The sequence below is a fragment of the Pseudomonas sp. FP2196 genome, from assembly GCF_030687715.1.
In the GTDB taxonomy this organism is placed as follows: Bacteria; Pseudomonadota; Gammaproteobacteria; order Pseudomonadales; family Pseudomonadaceae; genus Aquipseudomonas.
Genome location: NZ_CP117445.1, coordinates 1,712,451 through 1,731,681 on the forward strand (window position 1 = coordinate 1,712,451; position 19,231 = coordinate 1,731,681).

Annotated in this window: 14 protein-coding genes; all 14 read left to right on the forward strand. The window is 59.8% G+C overall.

Annotated features, from left to right (window positions below; translation table 11 throughout):
* Positions 1-15 precede the first annotated feature (15 nt).
* Entirely contained in the window at positions 16-801 is a 786-nt protein-coding gene (flgG, locus tag PSH79_RS07740) for a flagellar basal-body rod protein FlgG (protein WP_187677348.1), read from the forward strand.
* 52 nt (positions 802-853) lie between these two features.
* Positions 854-1,549, forward strand: a complete 696-nt coding sequence (gene flgH, locus PSH79_RS07745) for a flagellar basal body L-ring protein FlgH (RefSeq protein WP_007920116.1) — start codon at positions 854-856, stop codon at positions 1,547-1,549.
* 27 nt (positions 1,550-1,576) lie between these two features.
* Positions 1,577-2,665 (forward strand): flagellar basal body P-ring protein FlgI, encoded by a 1,089-nt coding sequence (locus tag PSH79_RS07750; RefSeq protein WP_305443892.1) that lies wholly within the window; start codon positions 1,577-1,579, stop codon positions 2,663-2,665.
* Positions 2,666-2,676: 11 nt separating this feature from the next.
* On the forward strand, positions 2,677-3,972 hold the full coding sequence (flgJ, locus tag PSH79_RS07755; RefSeq protein WP_305442009.1) for a flagellar assembly peptidoglycan hydrolase FlgJ: 1,296 nt from the start codon (positions 2,677-2,679) through the stop codon (positions 3,970-3,972).
* Between the two features lie 22 nt (positions 3,973-3,994).
* Entirely contained in the window at positions 3,995-6,055 is a 2,061-nt protein-coding gene (gene flgK / locus PSH79_RS07760; protein ID WP_305442010.1) for a flagellar hook-associated protein FlgK, read from the forward strand.
* A gap of 14 nt (positions 6,056-6,069) precedes the next feature.
* A complete protein-coding gene (locus PSH79_RS07765; protein ID WP_305442011.1) occupies positions 6,070-7,635 on the forward strand; it encodes a flagellar hook-associated protein 3 in 1,566 nt (521 codons plus the stop codon).
* 96 nt (positions 7,636-7,731) lie between these two features.
* A complete protein-coding gene (locus PSH79_RS07770) occupies positions 7,732-11,292 on the forward strand; it encodes a glycosyltransferase (RefSeq protein ID WP_305442012.1) in 3,561 nt (1,186 codons plus the stop codon).
* Between the two features lie 180 nt (positions 11,293-11,472).
* Entirely contained in the window at positions 11,473-13,443 is a 1,971-nt protein-coding gene (locus tag PSH79_RS07775; protein ID WP_305442013.1) for a calcium-binding protein, read from the forward strand.
* A gap of 248 nt (positions 13,444-13,691) precedes the next feature.
* On the forward strand, positions 13,692-14,465 hold the full coding sequence (rfbF, locus tag PSH79_RS07780; RefSeq protein WP_305442015.1) for a glucose-1-phosphate cytidylyltransferase: 774 nt from the start codon (positions 13,692-13,694) through the stop codon (positions 14,463-14,465).
* Entirely contained in the window at positions 14,447-15,529 is a 1,083-nt protein-coding gene (gene rfbG / locus PSH79_RS07785) for a CDP-glucose 4,6-dehydratase (RefSeq protein ID WP_305442016.1), read from the forward strand. The genes rfbF and rfbG overlap by 19 nt, the downstream gene beginning before the upstream one ends.
* Entirely contained in the window at positions 15,526-16,086 is a 561-nt protein-coding gene (locus PSH79_RS07790) for a dTDP-4-dehydrorhamnose 3,5-epimerase family protein (protein WP_305442017.1), read from the forward strand. The genes rfbG and PSH79_RS07790 overlap by 4 nt, the downstream gene beginning before the upstream one ends.
* Entirely contained in the window at positions 16,083-17,309 is a 1,227-nt protein-coding gene (locus PSH79_RS07795; RefSeq protein WP_305442018.1) for a class I SAM-dependent methyltransferase, read from the forward strand. The genes PSH79_RS07790 and PSH79_RS07795 overlap by 4 nt, the downstream gene beginning before the upstream one ends.
* Positions 17,306-18,157 (forward strand): NAD(P)-dependent oxidoreductase, encoded by an 852-nt coding sequence (locus tag PSH79_RS07800; RefSeq protein ID WP_305442019.1) that lies wholly within the window; start codon positions 17,306-17,308, stop codon positions 18,155-18,157. Before PSH79_RS07795 ends, PSH79_RS07800 begins: the two co-directional genes overlap by 4 nt.
* Positions 18,154-19,224, forward strand: coding sequence for a class I SAM-dependent methyltransferase (locus PSH79_RS07805; RefSeq protein ID WP_305442020.1), 1,071 nt, complete (start codon positions 18,154-18,156; stop codon positions 19,222-19,224). The genes PSH79_RS07800 and PSH79_RS07805 overlap by 4 nt, the downstream gene beginning before the upstream one ends.
* Positions 19,225-19,231: the final 7 nt, after the last annotated feature.

A 19,231-nucleotide genomic window follows, 5' to 3' on the forward strand; every position in this document is an offset into this window, starting at 1 on the left:
CACGAGGAGAATCGAATGCTTCCGGCTCTATGGGTTGCCAAAACCGGTCTGTCCGCCCAGGACACTAACCTGACCACCATTTCCAACAACCTGGCTAACGTCTCGACCACGGGTTTCAAGCGTGATCGTGCCGAGTTCCAGGACTTGTTGTATCAGATCAAGCGTCAGCCAGGCGCCCAGTCGACCCAGGACAGCGAACTGCCGTCGGGTCTGCAAGTGGGTACTGGTGTGCGCATTGTCGGCACGCAGAAAAACTTCACTGCCGGCAGCCTGCAAACCACCGAGCAGCCGCTGGACCTGGCCGTTGACGGTCGCGGTTTTTTCCAGATTCTGCAGCCGGACGGCACCACGTCCTACACCCGTGACGGTACTTTCCACCTTGATTCCAATGGCCAGGTCGTCAACGCCAGCGGTTTTGCTCTGGAACCAGCCATCGTCATTCCGAACGATGCCCAGACTTTCACCGTCGGCCGTGACGGTACCGTATCGATCACCGTTGCCGGCAACCCGGCGTCCCAAGTGATCGGCAACCTGCAAACCGCCGACTTCATCAACCCGGCCGGTCTGCAAGCGGTGGGCAACAACCTGTTCCTGGAAACCGCTGCTTCCGGCGCGCCGCAAGTCGGTACTCCGGGCCTGAACGGTTTCGGTACCACGCTGCAGAACACCCTGGAAACTTCCAACGTCAGCACCGTTGAAGAGATGGTCAACATGATCACCACTCAGCGCGCTTACGAGATGAACTCCAAGGTGATCTCCACCGCCGACCAGATGCTCTCGTTCGTAACGCAGAATCTGTAATCAAGTCTATGAGGCGGCCATGAGGTCGCCTGCAACACCGTGAGGTAGGGTCATGAATCGCTTCGTATCTGTTCTGGCATTGAGTGGGGTCGTCTCGCTCGCGGGCTGCGTCGCCCCGACGCCCAAGCCCAATGACCCTTACTACGCCCCGGTGTTGCCGCGCACGCCGCTGCCGGCGGCTGCCAATAACGGCTCGATCTACCAGGCCGGCTTCGAACAGAATCTGTACAGCGACCGCAAGGCGTTCCGCGTCGGTGACATCATCACCATCACCCTGAACGAGCGCACCCAGGCAAGCAAGAATGCCAACTCGCAGATGGACAAGAACAGCGACAACTCGGTCGGTCTGACCTCGTTGTTCGGTTCCAGCCTGACCACTAACAACCCGATTGGTGGCGGTGACCTGAGCCTGAACGCCGGCTACAGCGCCGACCGCTCGACCAAGGGCGATGCCAAGTCGGGGCAGAGCAACAGCCTGACCGGTTCGATCACCGTGACCGTCGCTGACGTGCTGCCCAACGGCATCATCGCCGTGCGTGGCGAAAAATGGCTGACGCTGAACACCGGTGACGAACTGGTGCGCATCGCCGGCCTGGTGCGCGCCGATGACATCGCCACGGACAACACGGTGTCGTCGACCCGGGTCGCCGATGCACGCATCACCTACTCGGGTACCGGCGCGTTTGCCGATACGAGTCAGCCAGGCTGGTTCGACCGTTTCTTCCTCAGCCCGCTGTTCCCTTTCTAGGTGGCTACGTTGAATTTCAAGAGCCTCATGCTGGCTGCGGCGCTGATGTCCGCAGCCTTTGGTGCCCACGCCGAGCGGCTGAAAGATATCGCCAGCATTTCCGGCGTGCGTTCCAACCAGTTGATCGGTTACGGCCTGGTGGTCGGGCTTAACGGCACCGGTGACCAGACAACGCAAACCCCGTTCACCCTGCAGACCTTCAACAACATGCTCTCGCAGTTCGGCATCAAGGTGCCGCCGGGATCGGGCAACGTGCAGTTGAAAAACGTCGCGGCGGTATCGATCAGTGCTGATCTGCCGGCGTTCGCCAAGCCGGGTCAACAAGTCGACATTACCGTTGCTTCGATCGGCAACTCCAAGAGCTTGCGCGGCGGCACGCTGTTGCTGACTCCGCTCAAGGGTATCGACGGCAACGTCTATGCCGTGGCCCAGGGCAACCTTGTGGTTGGCGGTTTTGACGCTGAAGGGCGAGACGGTTCCAAGATCACGGTCAACGTTCCGTCGGCCGGTCGCATCCCTGGCGGTGCGTCGGTGGAGCGCTCGGTGCCGAGCGGTTTCAATCAGGGCAATAGCCTGACGTTGAACCTCAACCGTTCCGACTTCACCACCGCCAAGCGCATTGTCGACAAGATCAACGACATGCTCGGCCCTGGCGTTGCGCAAGCCATTGATGGTGGATCGATACGTGTGACCGCGCCGCTCGATCCGAGCCAGCGCGTCGACTACTTGTCGATCCTGGAAAACCTCGAAGTCGATCCGGGTCAGGCCGTGGCGAAAGTCATCATCAATTCGCGTACCGGTACCATCGTCATCGGCCAGAACGTCAAGGTTTCGCCTGCTGCCGTGACCCATGGCAGTCTGACCGTGACCATCACCGAAGACCCGATTGTCAGCCAGCCGGGCCCTCTGTCCAATGGCCAGACCGCTGTCGTACCGCGCTCGCGGGTGAACGCCGAACAGGAAGCCAAACCGATGTTCAAGTTCGGCCCGGGCACCACCCTCGACGAGATCGTTCGTGCGGTGAACCAGGTCGGCGCGGCGCCGGGTGACTTGATGGCCATTCTCGAAGCACTGAAGCAGGCCGGCGCGTTGCAAGCCGACCTGATCGTGATCTGAGGCCGACGACCATGGATATGCGCAAGAGTGGTCTGGTCAGCAGCAGCGATTCGGGTTCTTACTCCGACCTCAATCGTCTGAACCAGCTCAAGGTCGGTGACAAGGACAGCGATGCGAACATGCGCAAAGTTGCGCAGGAATTCGAATCGCTGTTCCTTGGCGAGATGCTCAAGTCGATGCGCTCGGCGACCAATGCCCTGGGTGAGGACAATCCGCTCAACACACCGGCGGCCAAGCAGTATCAGGAAATGTACGACCAGCAACTGGCCGTTTCCATGTCCCGCGAGGGCGGTGGTATCGGTCTGGCCGACGTGCTGATGCGCCAGATGTCGAAGAACAAACCAATGGCACCGGGTGAGGCTGCGGCCGCGTCCGCCGCCAAGCAGGAAGAAGCCAAGGCCAAGGCTGCTGCCGTGGCGACGCCGATTGCCGCTGGCACCGTCGCCACCAACGGTCCGTTGTCGCGCCTCAATGGTGAGCGTCCATTGTGGGCCTCGCGTTCGGTCAATGCGCCGAACACGCAACTTGCCCATCGCAACGACATGGAAATGATCAACCAGCGTCGCCTGGCCTTGCCACCGAAACTGGCTGATCGTTTGCTCGCCGGTCTGGTGCCATCGGCCACTACCGCGAATGCCGCGACGCAATTGCCGCAGCGTGCCACGACTGTCGCCATCACTGGCGCAGGTCCGCTGTACAACGGCGACTGGCTGGCACGCGCCGAGGCTGACAAAGCTTCCGGTGGGCAGATGCAGGTTTACGGCCGTGCGATGGCGCAGATTCCATTGGCGCCGGCGAAAAAAGCTTTCAGTTCCGCCGACGAATTCGTCAACACCATGCTGCCGATGGCCGAGGAAGCCGCCGCTCGTATCGGCGTCGATCCGCGTTACCTGGTGGCGCAAGCCGCACTGGAAACCGGTTGGGGCAAGTCAGTCATGCGTGCTCAGGATGGCAGTAGCAGCCACAACCTGTTCGGTATCAAGGCGAGCAGCAACTGGAAGGGTGATTCAGCCCGCGCAATCACCAGCGAGTTCCGTAATGGCGCGATGGTCAAGGAGACGGCCGAGTTCCGTTCCTATGCCTCGTACAAGGACAGCTTCCACGATCTGGTGACTTTGCTGCAGAGCAATAATCGCTATCAAGATGTGCTGAAGTCGGCCGATAACCCAGAACAGTTTGTACGCGAGTTGCAAAAGGCCGGTTACGCCACCGACCCGAACTACGCAAGCAAGATTTCGCAGATTGCCAAGCAGATGAACGTTAACCAGAACTACGCTGCGGCGGGCGTTTCGACAACGCCTCTATAAAACATAAAGTAAGGTTTGAACCATGAGTTTGCTCAACATCGGGATGTCGGGTTTATCCGCTAGCCAATCTTCTTTGATGGTGACGGGCAACAACATTGCCAACGTCGATACGGCCGGCTACTCGCGCCAGCAAACCGTGCAGAATTCAAAAAGCTCGATCCAGAACGGCAACCTCTGGATCGGCACCGGTACGACCCTGGCCGACGTGCGCCGGGTGTACAACAGCTACATCGATGCGCAATTGCAGACCACCACTTCGCTCAACAGCGATGCGGCGGCTTACCTGGGGCAGGTCACTCCGCTCGACAAATTGCTGTCCGACAGCGGTACCGGCCTCAATGGCGCGCTGACCAAGTTTTTCGCCTCGGTGCAGAACGTCAACGCCAAACCCGGTGATGATGCTTCGCGCCAACTGCTGCTCAGTGATGCCCAAGCCTTGAGCGCGCGCTTCAACTCGGTTTCCAGCCAGTTGAACGCGCAGAATCAGGACATCAACGGCAACCTGACAAGCATGGCCGATCAGGTCAACAAGCTCGCAGCGACTGTCGCGCAACTGAACCAGAAGATCTCCGAAATCTCCAACGCCGGCGGCCAGCCCAACGAGCTGCTCGACGCGCGTAACGAGACCATTCGCCAACTGTCGACCTTCACCGGCGCACAGGTCGTCGAGCGCGACGGCAACATGGACATCTACCTTGGCAACGGTCAGCCGCTGGTGATGGGCAGCAATGTCAGCAAGCTGGAAGTCACCCCAAGCAAGACCGACCCGTCGCGTATGGCCCTGCAGCTCAATAACGGCTCCAGCACCATCGACATCACGTCGGGCATCACGGGTGGCGAGATCGGCGGCCTGCTGCGTTATCGCAGCACCGTGCTCGACCCGGCGATGAACGAGCTGGGCCGCGTGGCACTGGTCGTCGCCGATCAGATGAACACGATTCAGGCGCAAGGCATCGACAAGAACGGTGACTTTGGCGGCAGCCTGTTCAACAGCATCAATACTGCGGCCAACATGTCTTCGCGCAGCACTGCCACCGTCGGCAATAGCGCCGGCTCGGGTAAATTCGATGTGAGCATCGAAGACACCGGCAAGTTGACCATCAACGATTACAAAGTGACTTTCACCAGCGCCACGGACTACACCGTGCAGCGTCTGCCGGAAGGCACCGCCATGGGCGCGTTCAGCACCACCACCAACCCGCCACCGGTCATCGACGGCTTCTCGCTGAAACTCACTGGCGGCACAGCGGCGGCGGGCGACACGTTCAAGATCACCCCGACCCGCAACGCCGCGGCCAACATCAAAACCGAGATGACCGACTCCAAACGTCTGGCCATCGCAGCTCCATTGGGCGCCGCCATTGCACCGGGCGGCAGCGGTACGCTGACCATTCCGGCCAGCGGCCAGCCGACCCTGACGACCCAGTTCGACATCTACGACGCCACCACCACCACGGCGATGCAGAATGGCCTGAAGTACTCGACTCCGGTCAAAGTGGTGTTTGGTGATCCTTCGGCAGACGGTACCAGTCAGGGTTACCAGCTTCTGGACGCCCAGGGCGGCGTGCTGAGCAGCGGCACCATCAAGCCAGGTCAGAACAACACCCTGAACCTGAGCATTCCGCTCAAGGACTCGACCGGCGCTGCGATCCCGCCAGCTCCGGCCACCCAGTACACCGTCAGCTTCGACATGACCGTCGCCGGCTCGCCAGGCAAAGGCTCGACGATCAATGTCAGCCTCAGCCAGCCGGGCACACTGGACAACCGCAACGGCGGCGTACTGGCTGACTTGCAGACCAAGCAGACAGTGGACACCGGTTCGGCCAGCAAAGGTATTTCCCTGACCGACGCCTACGGCAAACTGGTCGAAGGTGTCGGCGCCAAAGCCGCCCAGGGCAAGCTCGACAGTGCGGCCACCGACGCCATTCTGGCCAACGCCAAGGGTGCGCGGGACTCGCTGTCCGGCGTCGACCTCGACGAAGAGACCGGCAACCTGGTCAAGTTTCAGCAGTACTACACCGCGTCCTCGCAGATCATCAAGGCTGCGCAGGAAATTTTCAGCACATTGATCAACAGTCTTTAAGGGAGTCGTAATCCATGCGCATTTCTACCGGCCAGTTTTACGAATCTTCGGCAGCCAACTATCAGAAAAACTTCGCCAACGTGGTCAAGAGCAGTGAAGAGGCCAGCAGCCTGATTCGCGTCAACACGGCGGCAGATGATCCGGTTGGCGCTTCGCGTCTGCTGCAGTTGGGCCAGCAAGCTTCGATGCTCGATCAGTACGAAGCCAATGCCACTACCATCAAAGGCACACTGGGTACCGCTGAAGCGGTGATGACCAGCATCAACAACGTGCTGCAGCGTGCCAAGGAATTGGCTGTGAGTGCCGGCAACGCCGGGTACACGGACGCCGACCGTCAGGCCACGGCGTCCGAGCTGGGTCAGATCGAAGAGCAACTGCTCAGCTTGATGAACAGCAAGGACGAGAACGGTAAATACATCTTCGCCGGCTCCAAGGGCGACACCGTGCCGTTCACTCGCAATGACGATGGCACCTACGCCTACAACGGCGACCAGGTGACCCTCGATCTGGCGATCGGTGACAACATGAAGATGGCCACCAACACCACCGGCTGGGAAGCCTTCCAGCAAGCGGTCAACACCAGCCGCAGCCAGGTCACCATGACGGCGCCTGCGGTCAATGACAATCGCGTGGTTCTGTCCAACGGTCAGGTGTCGTCGAACGTCAGCTACAACAGCAAGTTCCGTAGCGGCGAGCCGTACACTGTTGATTTTGTCAGCGGCACCCAGCTCAAAATCACTGACTCGGCCGGTAACGATGTGACGGCCGAAGCCAGTCAGGGCGGCGCGTTTGATCCAGCCAGCAAGACCGGTCAGACCGTCAGCTTCCGGGGCGTGGATTTGACGCTGAACATCAACCTGCAATCGGGCGATGTACCGGGTACTGTTCTGCCGGGTCACACCTTCACCCTGGAGGCCAAGCCTGACACTTTTACCGGCACCCGCAGCCCGGGCAACCCGTCGTCGGCCCAGATCACCGGCAGCAGCGTCACCAACTCGACCGACTACAAAGCCAGTTTCCCCACCGGTTCAGCGGTGATGAAATTCACCAGCGCGACCGCGTTCGATCTGTACGCTGCACCGTTGACGGCTGACAGCAAACCGGTGTCCAGCGGCACAGTGGTCGCAGGCGTCGCCACCGCTTCGGGTGTGAGCTTCAACATCAGCGGTACCCCGGCTGCCAACGATCAGTTCAGCGTGGCGGTCAATACTCACGAAACCCAGAACATTCTGGACAGCGTGAGTCAGTTGAAAAACGTGCTGAACACGCCAACCAATGGCAATGCGCTGGCGATCCAGCAATTGCAGGCCGGTCTGGCCTCCGGTCTGGGCAACCTCGCCAGTGGCACCGATCAGTTATCCAGTGCGATCAGTTCGGTCGGTGGTCGTGGCTCGTCGCTGATGACCCAGAGCGATACCAATCAGTCGCTGGTACTGGCCAACGCGCAGACACAATCGTCGATCCGCGATTCCGATCCGGCCGAAGTCATGACCCGTCTGACCCTGCAGCAAACCATGTTGCAGGCTTCGCAACTGGCCTTCAGCAAGATTGCGCAACTGGGCTTGTTCAACAAGATCTGAGTCTGTGCCTGTCGAGCTGCCAACCGTCTTTTCCTAAGCGGTTACGGGGTTCCTGCCTGAAGAGGGCAGGGGCCCGCCGCTCGAGAGTTTCCCGCCGTGAATCAACACCCCCTCGTCAGTATCGTCATACCCGCCTTCAACCCGCGCTTCTTCGATCAGGCGCTGATGAGTGCGCTCGCGCAGACGTACGAAAACGTCGAGATCGTCATATGCGATGACTCGGCCGATGAGCAGATTCGCCAGATTGTCGAGTCGTTTGCCGAGCCGGCTCATCCGATCCGCTATCTGCGTAACCCTCAGCGTCTGGGGTTACAGAACAACGTGCTGCGTTGCGTCGAAGAGGCTCGTGGCGAGTTCGTCAAAGTGTTGTGCGATGACGATAGACTGTTCGCGCCGAGCATTGCCCTGCAGGCGCAGGTGCTGATTGATCACGCTGATGCCAATCTGGTGGTTGCCTTGCGCATGCTCAGCGACGCCGGCAATTTCCTCTTGCCGCCGCGCGTTGACAATTGTCGGTTCAGCCCGAACGACGCCTTGTTCAAGGGCGACGACATGCTGGCGATCTTCGAATCCACGCCGTTGAATTTTGTCGGTAACTTCAGTGCCGCGTTGATGCGTCGCGCCGACGTGTTGGCGTTACTGCCTGCGCTGATTCAAGAGGGTGCAGGTTTTGTCGCCACGCTCGATTTCGCCTTGTTCGTGTGTCTGATGCGGCGCGGCAATCTGGTCTCGCTCAACACGGTGCTGAGTACCGAGCGTCTGTACCCGGAGCGTCTGAGCAAAACCCCGGAGATGCTCAAGGCCGCCAAGGTCGAGTGGGACTGGCTCAAGCAAATGCTCATCGCCCGTAGCGGTGAAGCGGCGCCCGCCGCCGGCTGGGTGCGTTACATCGATCTGGCCAATATCAGCGATCTGCCGCACGCCTGGCAGGAGCTGTGCGTGACGCGCATCCTTGGCAACCGCAACACGGTGGTCAGTGGTCGAGTCGGTGCCGAGAGCGAAAGTTATGCCGACTTCTATCGTGAGTGGCTGTCGATCCGCTGCTTCAGCGAGGTCGAGCAACGGCTGATGCCACAGCGTATCGCCAGTTGGTCGATGCGCCCGCAGATCGTGCCGATTGTGATCGACAGCGCCGGTGACAGTGAGGCGCTGGCCTCCACGTTGCAGAGCCTCAAGGCGCAACTTTATCCGGCGCAGGCCGTGGTGGTGCTGTCGGATGCGCAGTGCGAGGTAGAAGAGCGCACATTGCAGTTGCCGTTTCAGGCCGATTGGGCCCGACAGCTCAACGCGGTGATCCCGCAACTGGAAGGCGCGCACTGGTTTTACCTGCTGAATGCCGGCGACACCCTGCGTGAGTCGGCGCTGCTGATTCTGGCCGAGCGCATCGCCGGCACGTCGGGGTTGTTGTGTGCCTATAGCGACGAAGGCGCGCGGGTCGATGACGAGTCGACCGAGCCGGTGTTCAAGCCCGACTTCAACCTCGATCTGATGCGCGCCTATCCGTATGTGGGGCGAGCGCTGGCGTTCGAGCGCGAGCGCTTTATGACTGTCGGTGGTTTTGACCCTGTTCATGGCGAGCTCGCTGCGCATGATTTGCTCTGGCGTCTGGTGGAAGAGGCCGGTCCGCAAACCATCGAACACATTGCCGAAATTCAGGTGGAATCGTCGCTGACCTACGCGCAATGGCTGTCGCTGCCGCAAGTCATCGACTACAACGCCGCCGTGGTCGCGGCGCACCTGCAGCGCATCGGCGTCGATCACCTCATTCGTCATGAAGAACTGCCACTGATCAACCGCATCGACTATCGGCATGCGACACGCCCGCAGGTCTCGATCATCATTCAGGCCGGCGATTCGCTGCACGCCTTGCAGCGCTGCACCGAGAGCCTGATCGAGCGGACGGCTTATACCCAGTATGAAATTCTCATCGTCGACACAGGTGTCACTGATGCGCAGATGCTCGAATGGCTGAGCGCCATGGCACAGCTCGGTGCATCGATGTTGCGGGTGTTGCGTTATGCCGGAGACAACAACGCGGCCGCGATCCGCAATTTCGCCGCCGAACAGTCCCGTGGCGAATATTTGCTGCTGCTCGACGCGCAGGCGGTCATCTGTGAAAGCGACTGGCTCGATGAGTTGCTCAATCATGCCCAGCGTCCGGAAGTTGCCGTGGTCGGTGCACGGTTGCTCAGTCCTGAGGGGGCGATCGTCAGCGCTGGCTTGATTCTTGGGCTGGCCGGGCCGGTCGGTTCACCTTTTGCCGGCGAATCGGTCAGCAGCCGCGGTTACATGCAACGTTTGCATGTGACGCAAAACTGGAGCGCGGTCAGCAGCCAGTGCCTGATGCTGCGCAAGCAGGTTTTCGAAGAGCTTGGCCAGTTTGATGAGGTGACCTACACCCGTGGTTTGAGTGACGTCGACCTGTGTCTGCGTGCGGGCAAGCAAGGTTATCTGGTGGTCTGGACGCCATATGCCAGTGTGGTGATTGCGCCGCTGACCGATGTGCCGCCGGTGATCCTGCCCGAGCAAGAGGAAGAAGCTTTCCACCGTCAGTGGATGAGTAAAATCATCAAGGATCCGTCGTACAGTCCGTCGCTCAGTCTCGGCGTGTCCAGCTTCAGTCTGGAGCCGTCGTTGCGCAATAACTGGAATCCGTTCTGTTCCCGTCACTTGCCGTTGATTCTCGGGTTGCCGGTCAACAGTTCGGCAGTCGGTCATTACCGCGTGACCGGGCCGCTGACCGAGCTTGAAGCCTCTGGCCGGGCACTCGGCCGCTGGGCCTACGAGTCACCCTCGACCGTCGAAATCGAGCGCCTGGCGCCGGATTCGATCATTCTGCAATGCCGCTACAGCGACGGTGCTGTCAGCGATATTCAACGAATCAAGAAGTACTCCAGCGCGCTGCGAATCTTCGAACTCGACGACTACGTGATCAGTGCGCCGAAGAAAAATACCCACGCGCGCAACAAACCGGTCAACACCGAACAGATGCTGCGCGAAGGTATTGCGCTGTGTGATCGTGTGGTGGTCACCACCCAGGCACTTTCCGATGCGTTGTCGAGCATGCACAGCGATATTCGCATTGTGCCGAATATGCTTTCGCCGGAACCGTGGGCGACCCTGACCAGTCACCGTCGTACCTCGAGCAAGCCGCGTGTGGGTTGGGGCGGCGGCACCAGTCACTCGGGGGATCTTGAGATCATTGCCGACGTCGTGCGGGAACTGGCGAACGACGTCGAGTGGGTATTCTTCGGCATGTGCCCGGAGGAGTTGCGCCCCTACATCCATGAATTCCACTCGGCCATCAGCCTGCAGAGCTACCCGTTCAAACTGGCCAGTCTTAACCTCGACCTGGCACTGGCGCCGTTGGAATTCCATATTTTCAATGACTGCAAGAGCAACCTGCGTCTGCTGGAGTACGGTGCCTGCGGCTACCCGGTGATCTGCACCGACACCGAGGCCTATCGCGGTCACCTGCCATGCACCAAGGTCTACAGCAACAGCACCGCAGAATGGCTGCAGGCGATCCGCATGCATCTCGCCGACCCGGACGCCAGCTACCGCATGGGCGACGAACTGAAGGAAGCGGTACACCGTGATTTCATGTTGCGCGGTGACAGCCTTAATCACTGGTTGTGGGGCTGGTTGCCGGATTGATCTGAATTCGGCGGGCACAAAAAAACGCAGGTGACCTCACGGTTGCCGGCGTTTTTTTTTTGGAGGTCTTGATCTCAGTCTTTGGTGCTATCGGTCGATAGATTTCAAATACGTGCCCACTCAACGGAGGAGCGCCTCGCTCCTGGGACAGTATTTAACAACCACACAAGGAAGGAACACATGGCAGTGATAAATGGAACGAGTGAAGCAGACTACCTCATCGGTACTCCTGACAATGACGAACTCTACGGGCTGGAGTCCGGGGATTTGCTCTATGGGGGCGAAGGGGCTGATCTGCTGAATGGCGGTGAGGGCTTTGACTGGGTCGATTACCGTGGTTCTGCCGCAGCGATCAGTATCGAGTTTCAGGAGGGTTCGGTGATCGCTCATGGTGGTGAAGCTGAAGGCGATACGTTGATCGAAATTGAAGGCGTCATGGGCACTCAATTCGACGATACCTTCGTTGGCAATATTGCTGGAATGACTCTGGATGGTCAGGACGGCAATGACATCTACATCATTGGCAGCGATGACGTGAAAATCGTTGAAGGAGTTGGTGGTGGATATGACGAACTCCGCACGACGCTCAACAACATGCAGATGGACGCGTCCGTTGAAAAAATGACCTTCACCGGCACCGGCGATTTCACCGGTTATGGAAATGCCAGTGACAACCTGATTATTGGTGGTGTCGGCAATGACCTGCTGTTCGGGGGGGGCGGCGCGGATCACTTTATTGGTGGTGAGGGTTTTGACACGGTCAGCTACGCCGACAGTAGTGAAGGCGTGTTCATTGATCTGGCGCAAGGCTGGATGTCTACCGGTTTCGCCAACGGTGATACGTTCACCGGAATCGAAGCCATTCAGGGTTCAGGCTTTGACGATGTGCTGTTCGGCAAGGAAGCCGGACAAGCGTTCGATGGTGGAGATGGCTACGACGTTCTGAACTATTGGGATTCATTGGACGCTGTCAGTGTTGAGCTGCGCATCGGTGGTCTGGTCAGCAATGTGGAAAAAATCGTCGGCTCTGCGCTGGACGACCACTTCACGATCGACATCGGTGGCGTAACGGTTGACGGTGGTCAGGGCAATGATATCTACACCATCAACAGTGCCGGTGTGACCATTTCCGAAATAGAGAGTGGTGGTGTGGACGAGCTGTATACCAGTCTGTCAGTGATGACCATGGATCCGTTCATCGAACGCATGACTTATACCGGCACAGGTGACTTCACCGGCCATGGCAATGCCGGTGACAACATGCTGACCGGCGGCGCGGGCAATGACGTGTTGTCGGGTGGCGCGGGCAGTGATGCCTTTTATGGTAGTGCAGGGGTCGACATTGTCAGTTATGACGACAGTGATGCCGGGGTAAACATCAATCTGGCGTGGGGTTCACAAACCGGTATTGCCTCGGGTGACACGTTCTACGATATCGAAGGCCTGCGCGGCAGTCAGTTTGATGATTGGCTGGATGGGGATTCGAATGGCAATTATCTGGAAGGGGGTGCCGGCAACGATTTCATTCGCGGTGGCGAAGGGGCCGATCACATTTATGGCGGGTTGGCATCCGGTCTCGACGGCGCGGCCGCGCAGAGCGATACGCTTTGGGGGGGCGAGGGTGATGACGTTATCGTCAGCGCTGCCAACGACCTGGCTACTTTTGCCCGCGGCGATGAGGGAAATGACACTATCACGGTCAATCGGGGCAGTGCTGACGGCGGCGATGGCAATGATGTTCTGACCGGTACCGGCAGCTATTACACGTTGTCCGCAGGCAACGGTGATGACCTTCTGATCCTGAACCTCGTGGGCAGCCAGGGCACGGGTGGTCAGGCGCGTGGCGGTGCGGGTGATGACACCTATGTCGTGAACTCCACGGGTTTGGTGACCATTCAGGAATATGGCAGCAGTCTTAACGACACGCTGGTGTTGAACACCATTGCCAATGCCAGCCAGTTGAGTGTCACTCGGGTGGGCAAGGACGCCTATTTGCACAGTGCCAATGATGGCAGTAGCGGCGTTCCAGCCAGTGGCGTGAAGCTGGAAAACTGGTACGCGCAGGGCAACACCATCGAGCATATCCAGACGGCCGACGGCATGATCTACGATCTGCCGGCCACCGGTGATGCGTTCGCCCTATTTGGTTGATCCTTTGACGCCTTCAGCTTGAAGGTCGCGCGATGAAGGGATGAGTCCACTGTTGGATTCGTCCCTTTTTTATGCCCGTCGCACTGCCGACGCAGCGTCCATCGAGCTGGCGCGTTTCCTGCAAGTCCCCCTCAAATCGCCATAAAACGAGCGCTAGCGGTCATTGACCCGCGCCCGGATTGGCAAAGGTTTAGCCAAAAGGCCTGCAACAGCTTGGCCAAGCCCGGTGACGAACAAGAGGGGAGACGATGAAGGCAGTTATTTTGGCGGGTGGCCTCGGCACGCGCATCAGTGAAGAGTCGCACCTCAAGCCCAAACCGATGATCGAGATCGGCGGCAAGCCAATTCTCTGGCACATCATGAAGCAGTATTCCGCCCATGGAATCCACGACTTCGTGATCTGCCTTGGCTACAAGGGTTATGCGATCAAGGACTTCTTCGCCAACTACTTCCTGCACACCTCCGACGTCACCTTCAACATGCGTGAGAACCGCATGGACGTTCACCAGAACTACAGCGAGCCATGGAGCGTCACGCTGATCGACACCGGCGAGGAAACCATGACCGGTGGCCGTCTGCTGCGTGCCGCGCGTTATCTGAAGGACGAGGAGGCGTTCTGCTTCACCTACGGCGACGGCGTCTCCGACATCAACATTGCTCAGCTTGTGGATTATCACAAAGCTCACGGCCGTCTCGCGACCGTCACGGCCGTACAGCCGCCGGGTCGCTACGGTGCCCTTGAACGTCAAGGCGATCAGGTGCTTGGCTTTACCGAAAAACCTCGTGGCGACGGCGGCTGGATCAACGGCGGCTTCTTCGTGCTCTCACCCAAAGTGCTGCCGTATATCACCGATGACGCCACCACTTGGGAAGCCGAGCCGTTGGCCCGTCTGGCTCAGGATGAACAGTTGAAAGCCTTCGAACACGAAGGTTTCTGGCATCCGATGGACACCCTGCGCGACAAGAACCATCTCGAAGCGCTGTGGCAGAACGGGGAGGCCCCATGGAAGCAATGGGCCTGAGTGCGGATTTCTGGCGTGGCAAGCGTGTGCTGGTCACCGGCCACACCGGTTTCAAAGGCAGTTGGCTGACCCTGTGGCTGCAAAGCCTCGGCGCGCAAGTCAGCGGTTTCTCGCTTGATCCATCGACCGAGCCGAGCCTGTTCGAACTGGCGCGGGTCCACGAAGGCATCAACGATCAGCGCGGTGACCTGCGTGATCTCGGCGCCTTGCTGGAAATCATCGCCGACACCGAGCCAGAGATTGTTCTGCACCTGGCTGCGCAGCCACTGGTGCGCGAAGGTTATCGCGACCCGCTCGGCACCTATTCCAGCAACGTCATGGGCACGCTGAATCTGCTTGAAGCGATCCGTCAGGTCGGTTGCGTCCGCGCCTGCGTGCTGGTCACCACCGACAAGGTCTACGCCAACAAGGAATGGCTGTGGCCGTACCGCGAAGACGAAGCCTTGGGCGGTCACGATCCTTACAGCAGCAGCAAAGCCTGCTGTGAATTGTTGGCGCAGTCTTACGCGGCATCGTTCTTCCCGGCTGAAAAGCACGCCGAACATGGTCTGGCCCTGGCTACCGCGCGCGCCGGCAACGTTTTGGGCGGCGGTGATTTTGCCCCGGAGCGATTGATTCCAGATGTGCTCAAGGCCTGGACTGCGGACGAGCCGGTGACCCTGCGCTACCCGCAAGCCGTGCGCCCATGGCAGCACGCGCTGGAGCCACTGGCCGGGTATCTGCAACTGGCCGCAGGCCTCTACGAACAAGGCCCGGAATACGCCGGTGCGTGGAACTTTGGCCCCGGCGAGGCGGACATGTGCAGCGTCGGCGAAGTGGTTGAACTGCTCGCCAGCCGCTGGCCACAGGCCCGCGGTCTGCGCATTGAAAAAAGCGAACTGCACGAGGCCGGCCTGCTGCGTCTGGACAGCAGCCGCGCGCGCCAAGTGCTTGGCTGGCAACCGCGCTGGACCTTGCAGCAATGCCTGACCCAGACGCTCGACTGGCATCTGGCGTGGCAGAACGGCGACGACATGCGCGCCGTCACTCTCGGCCAACTGAATCTGTACCGAGGCGCGCTGTGAGCGAGTTCTCCTTGCTCGCATTGCCGCTGGCCGGATTGTTCAGTGTCCAGCACAAACGCTTCGAAGATCAGCGCGGGCACTTCGCACGACTGTTCTGCGAAGGCAGTTTGAGTGCGTTCGGCAGCGAATTTCATATCCGCCAGATCAACCATTCCTGCACCCGCGAGAAGGGCAGTGTGCGCGGTCTGCATTATCAAAACGCGAATGCGCCGGAAGCCAAACTCATCACCTGCTTGCGCGGTGAAGTCTGGGACGTGGCGGTTGATCTGCGTCCCGACTCCGAAACCTTTTTGCACTGGCACGCCGAGCACCTGAAGGCCGGTGACGGTCGCAGCCTGTTGATTCCGGCCGGGTTCGCCCACGGTTTCCAGACGCTGACCGAAGATGCTGAGTTGCTCTACCTGCACAGCGCCGATTACGCGCCGGAGCATGAGGGCGGTCTGTCGGTGAGCGATCCACGGCTGGCGATTACCTGGCCATTGCCTGTCAATAATTTGTCGTCGCGCGATTCCAGCCACCCCGCGCTCGATCAACACTTTGCTGGAGTGCGTCTATGAACTGCCGTGGGTGCGCCGCACCGCTGAGTCTGCCGCTGATCGACCTCGGCACCTCGCCACCGTCCAATGCCTACGTGCACGCCGATCGCCTGGAACAGGCCGAGCAATGGGTGCCGTTGAAGGTCGCCGTGTGTCAGCAATGCTGGCTGGTGCAGACCGAGGATTACACTCGCGCCGACAGCTTGTTCGACGCTGAATACGCCTACTTCAGTTCGTTTTCCAGCACCTGGCTGGCGCATGCCGAGCGCTATGTCGCCGAGATGGTCGAGCGTTTTGGTCTGACGGCTGACAGCCGTGTGGTTGAAGTCGCCGCCAACGACGGTTACCTGCTGCAGTACGTCGCCGGTCGCGGTATTCCGTGCCTGGGCGTAGAGCCGACCCGCAGCACCGCGCACGCGGCGCGGGAAAAAGGTCTGGAAATTCGTGAACTGTTTTTCGGTCGCGACACCGCTGCACAGCTGAAAAACGAGAGCTGGGGCGCCGATTTGATGGCGGCCAATAACGTGCTTGCGCATGTGCCGGACATCAACGATTTCCTCGGTGGTTTCGCAGTACTGCTCAAGCCTACTGGAGTGGCCACGTTCGAATTTCCGCAACTGCTGACGCTGATGGCTGGCGCGCAGTTCGACACGCTGTACCACGAGCACTATTCCTATCTGTCGCTGACTGCCGTGCAGACTCTGTGCGAGCGCAACGGTCTGGAAGTCTTCGACGTCAGCCAGTTGAACACTCACGGCGGATCGCTGCGCGTGTTCGTCCAGCGCAAGGACGGCGAGCGCCGCGCGGTACAACCGGCCGTGCAGCAACAGTTGCAGGCTGAACTCGATGCGGGTGTGAAAACGGCCGCGTACTACACGAGCCTCGCGCCTGCCGCCGAACGCATCAAGCATGAACTGCTGCGCTTCCTGTTGCAGGCCAAGGCCGATGGCAAGCGTGTGGTCGGCTACGGCGCAGCGGCCAAGGGCAACACCTTGCTCAATTACGCCGGGGTCAAACCGGACCTGCTCGCGTGGGTGGCCGATGCCAACCCGCACAAGCAAGGCAAGTTCATGCCGGGCAGTCGTATCCCGATTGTCGCGCCGGCGCAGATCGACATCGAGAAACCGGACTATGTGCTGGTGCTGCCGTGGAATCTGCTGCACGAAGTCAGTCAGCAACTGGCGCAGGTGCGTCAATGGGACGGCCGCTTCGTGATCGCCGTGCCTGAGTTGAGCGTGCTGTGAAGGTTCTGGTGACGGGCGCCACAGGCTTTGTAGGTCGGCATCTGGTCGCGGCCTTGCTGGCGCGTGGTTGCTCGGTACGGGCAGTGGCGCGCAATGCAGAAACCGCGCAGGGCATGCCGTGGATCAACGACGTCGAATTCGTCGCAGCGGATATTCACACCGCCGATCTCGACGTCGTTGCATTGACCGAGGATGTCGATGCGCTGGCGCATCTGGCCTGGCCGGGGTTGCCGAACTATCGCGCGCTGTTCCATATCGAGCACAACCTGATGGCCGATTATCGCTTTATCAAAAGCGCGGTCGAGGCGGGCGTGAAGCAGGTTCTGGTGACCGGTACCTGCTTTGAATATGGAATGCAGAGCGGGCCGCTAAGTGAAAGTACCGAGCCGCACCCAAGCAATCCCTACGGGTTAGCCAAGCATACGTTGCACCTGTTTTTGCAGAATCTGCAGCAGGAACATCCGTTCACCTTGCAATGGGCGCGGCTGTTTTACCTGCATGGAGAAGGGCAGAACCCTAACAGTCTGTTGGCGGCGCTGGACCGGGCGATCGATGAGGGTGAACCATCGTTCAACATGTCTGCCGGCGAACAACTGCGTGACTTCCTGCCGATCAAGACCGCTGCCGATAACCTTGCCGCGATCCTGCATCAGCGCGAATTCAACGGCGTTATCAATTGCGCCAGCGGTCAGCCAGTGTCGGTACGCGCGCTGGTCGAACAACGCCTGCGTGAGCGCGGCAAGTCCATCGAACTGAACCTCGGCCACTACCCATACCCGACCCACGAACCGCTGGCGTTCTGGGCTGTCACCGAGCGTTTGCAACAGTTATTGGGAGAGTCGCAATGAGGCACGAGTTGTACCGCGTCACCGGTTTGCCGGTGCTGCAGAACCGCACCTTCGCCGATCCCGAGTCGGCGCAGGCATCGGCCAGTGCGGACATGCTGCTGGTGCAGGACGAGCGCAGCGGCTTGATCTTCAACGCCGCGTTTGACGCCGACAAGCTCAGCTACGATGCCGATTACCAGAACGAACAGGCGCATTCCGGGCAGTTCCAGAAGCACCTCAGCGACGTTGAAGGGATCATCGCCAAACACTTCAAGGGTCAGGAGCTGATCGAAGTAGGCTGTGGCAAAGGCTACTTCCTTGAGTTGCTCAAGGGCCTCGGCTACTCGATCACCGGCATCGATCCGGCTTACGAAGGCGAAAATGCCGACGTGATCAAGGCACCGTTCACTCGCGGTCTTGGTCTGGCGGCGGACGCTATTGTGCTGCGTCATGTGCTCGAACACATCGAAGACCCGCTGAGCTTCCTGTCGGTGATCGCTGACGCCAATCAGGGCGGGCAGATCTACATCGAGGTACCGTGCTTTGACTGGATTCTTGAGCACAAAGCCTGGTTCGACCTGTTCTACGAACACGTCAATTATTTCCGCCTCGATGACCTGCGCCGGATGTTCGGCACTGTGCACGAGTCCGGTCACCTGTTCGGTGGCCAATACCTGTACATCGTTGCCGACCTTGCGACGTTGCGCCTGACCCCGGAACAACCGGTGCCACGCCTGGCGCTGCCTGACGGTTTCACCGCCAGCCTCGAGCGCGCGGTGCAGATCATTCAGTCCGCCCCCGAGCAGGGTTCGGCGATCTGGGGCGCCTCGTCCAAAGGCGTGATCTATTCGCTGGCCCTGCAACGCGCTGGTGTGGCGGTGGATCGTGTGGTGGATATCAACCCGGCCAAGCAGGGTCGTTATCTGCCGTTGAGCGGCGCCCGCGTGTCCTCGCCGCAAGAGGCCATGGACGCCTTGCCCGAAGGCGCCAACCTGTTTGTGATGAACTCCAATTACCTCGAAGAAATCAAGCGGATGACCGGTGGACGCTACGTCTATCACGCCGTCGATAGCGCTTCGTTCCAGTGACCATTGA

What these genes read in the sequence shown, in the direction of transcription:
- flgG (WP_187677348.1), top strand. Translation starts at nt 16, where the DNA reads ATGCTTCCGGCTCTATGGGTTGCCAAAACCGGTCTGTCCGCCCAGGAC.
- flgH (WP_007920116.1), top strand. Translation starts at nt 854, where the DNA reads ATGAATCGCTTCGTATCTGTTCTGGCATTGAGTGGGGTCGTCTCGCTC.
- PSH79_RS07750 (WP_305443892.1), top strand. Translation starts at nt 1,577, where the DNA reads ATGCTGGCTGCGGCGCTGATGTCCGCAGCCTTTGGTGCCCACGCCGAG.
- flgJ (WP_305442009.1), top strand. Translation starts at nt 2,677, where the DNA reads ATGGATATGCGCAAGAGTGGTCTGGTCAGCAGCAGCGATTCGGGTTCT.
- flgK (WP_305442010.1), top strand. Translation starts at nt 3,995, where the DNA reads ATGAGTTTGCTCAACATCGGGATGTCGGGTTTATCCGCTAGCCAATCT.
- PSH79_RS07765 (WP_305442011.1), top strand. Translation starts at nt 6,070, where the DNA reads ATGCGCATTTCTACCGGCCAGTTTTACGAATCTTCGGCAGCCAACTAT.
- PSH79_RS07775 (WP_305442013.1), top strand. Translation starts at nt 11,473, where the DNA reads ATGGCAGTGATAAATGGAACGAGTGAAGCAGACTACCTCATCGGTACT.
- rfbF (WP_305442015.1), top strand. Translation starts at nt 13,692, where the DNA reads ATGAAGGCAGTTATTTTGGCGGGTGGCCTCGGCACGCGCATCAGTGAA.
- rfbG (WP_305442016.1), top strand. Translation starts at nt 14,447, where the DNA reads ATGGAAGCAATGGGCCTGAGTGCGGATTTCTGGCGTGGCAAGCGTGTG.
- PSH79_RS07795 (WP_305442018.1), top strand. Translation starts at nt 16,083, where the DNA reads ATGAACTGCCGTGGGTGCGCCGCACCGCTGAGTCTGCCGCTGATCGAC.
- PSH79_RS07805 (WP_305442020.1), top strand. Translation starts at nt 18,154, where the DNA reads ATGAGGCACGAGTTGTACCGCGTCACCGGTTTGCCGGTGCTGCAGAAC.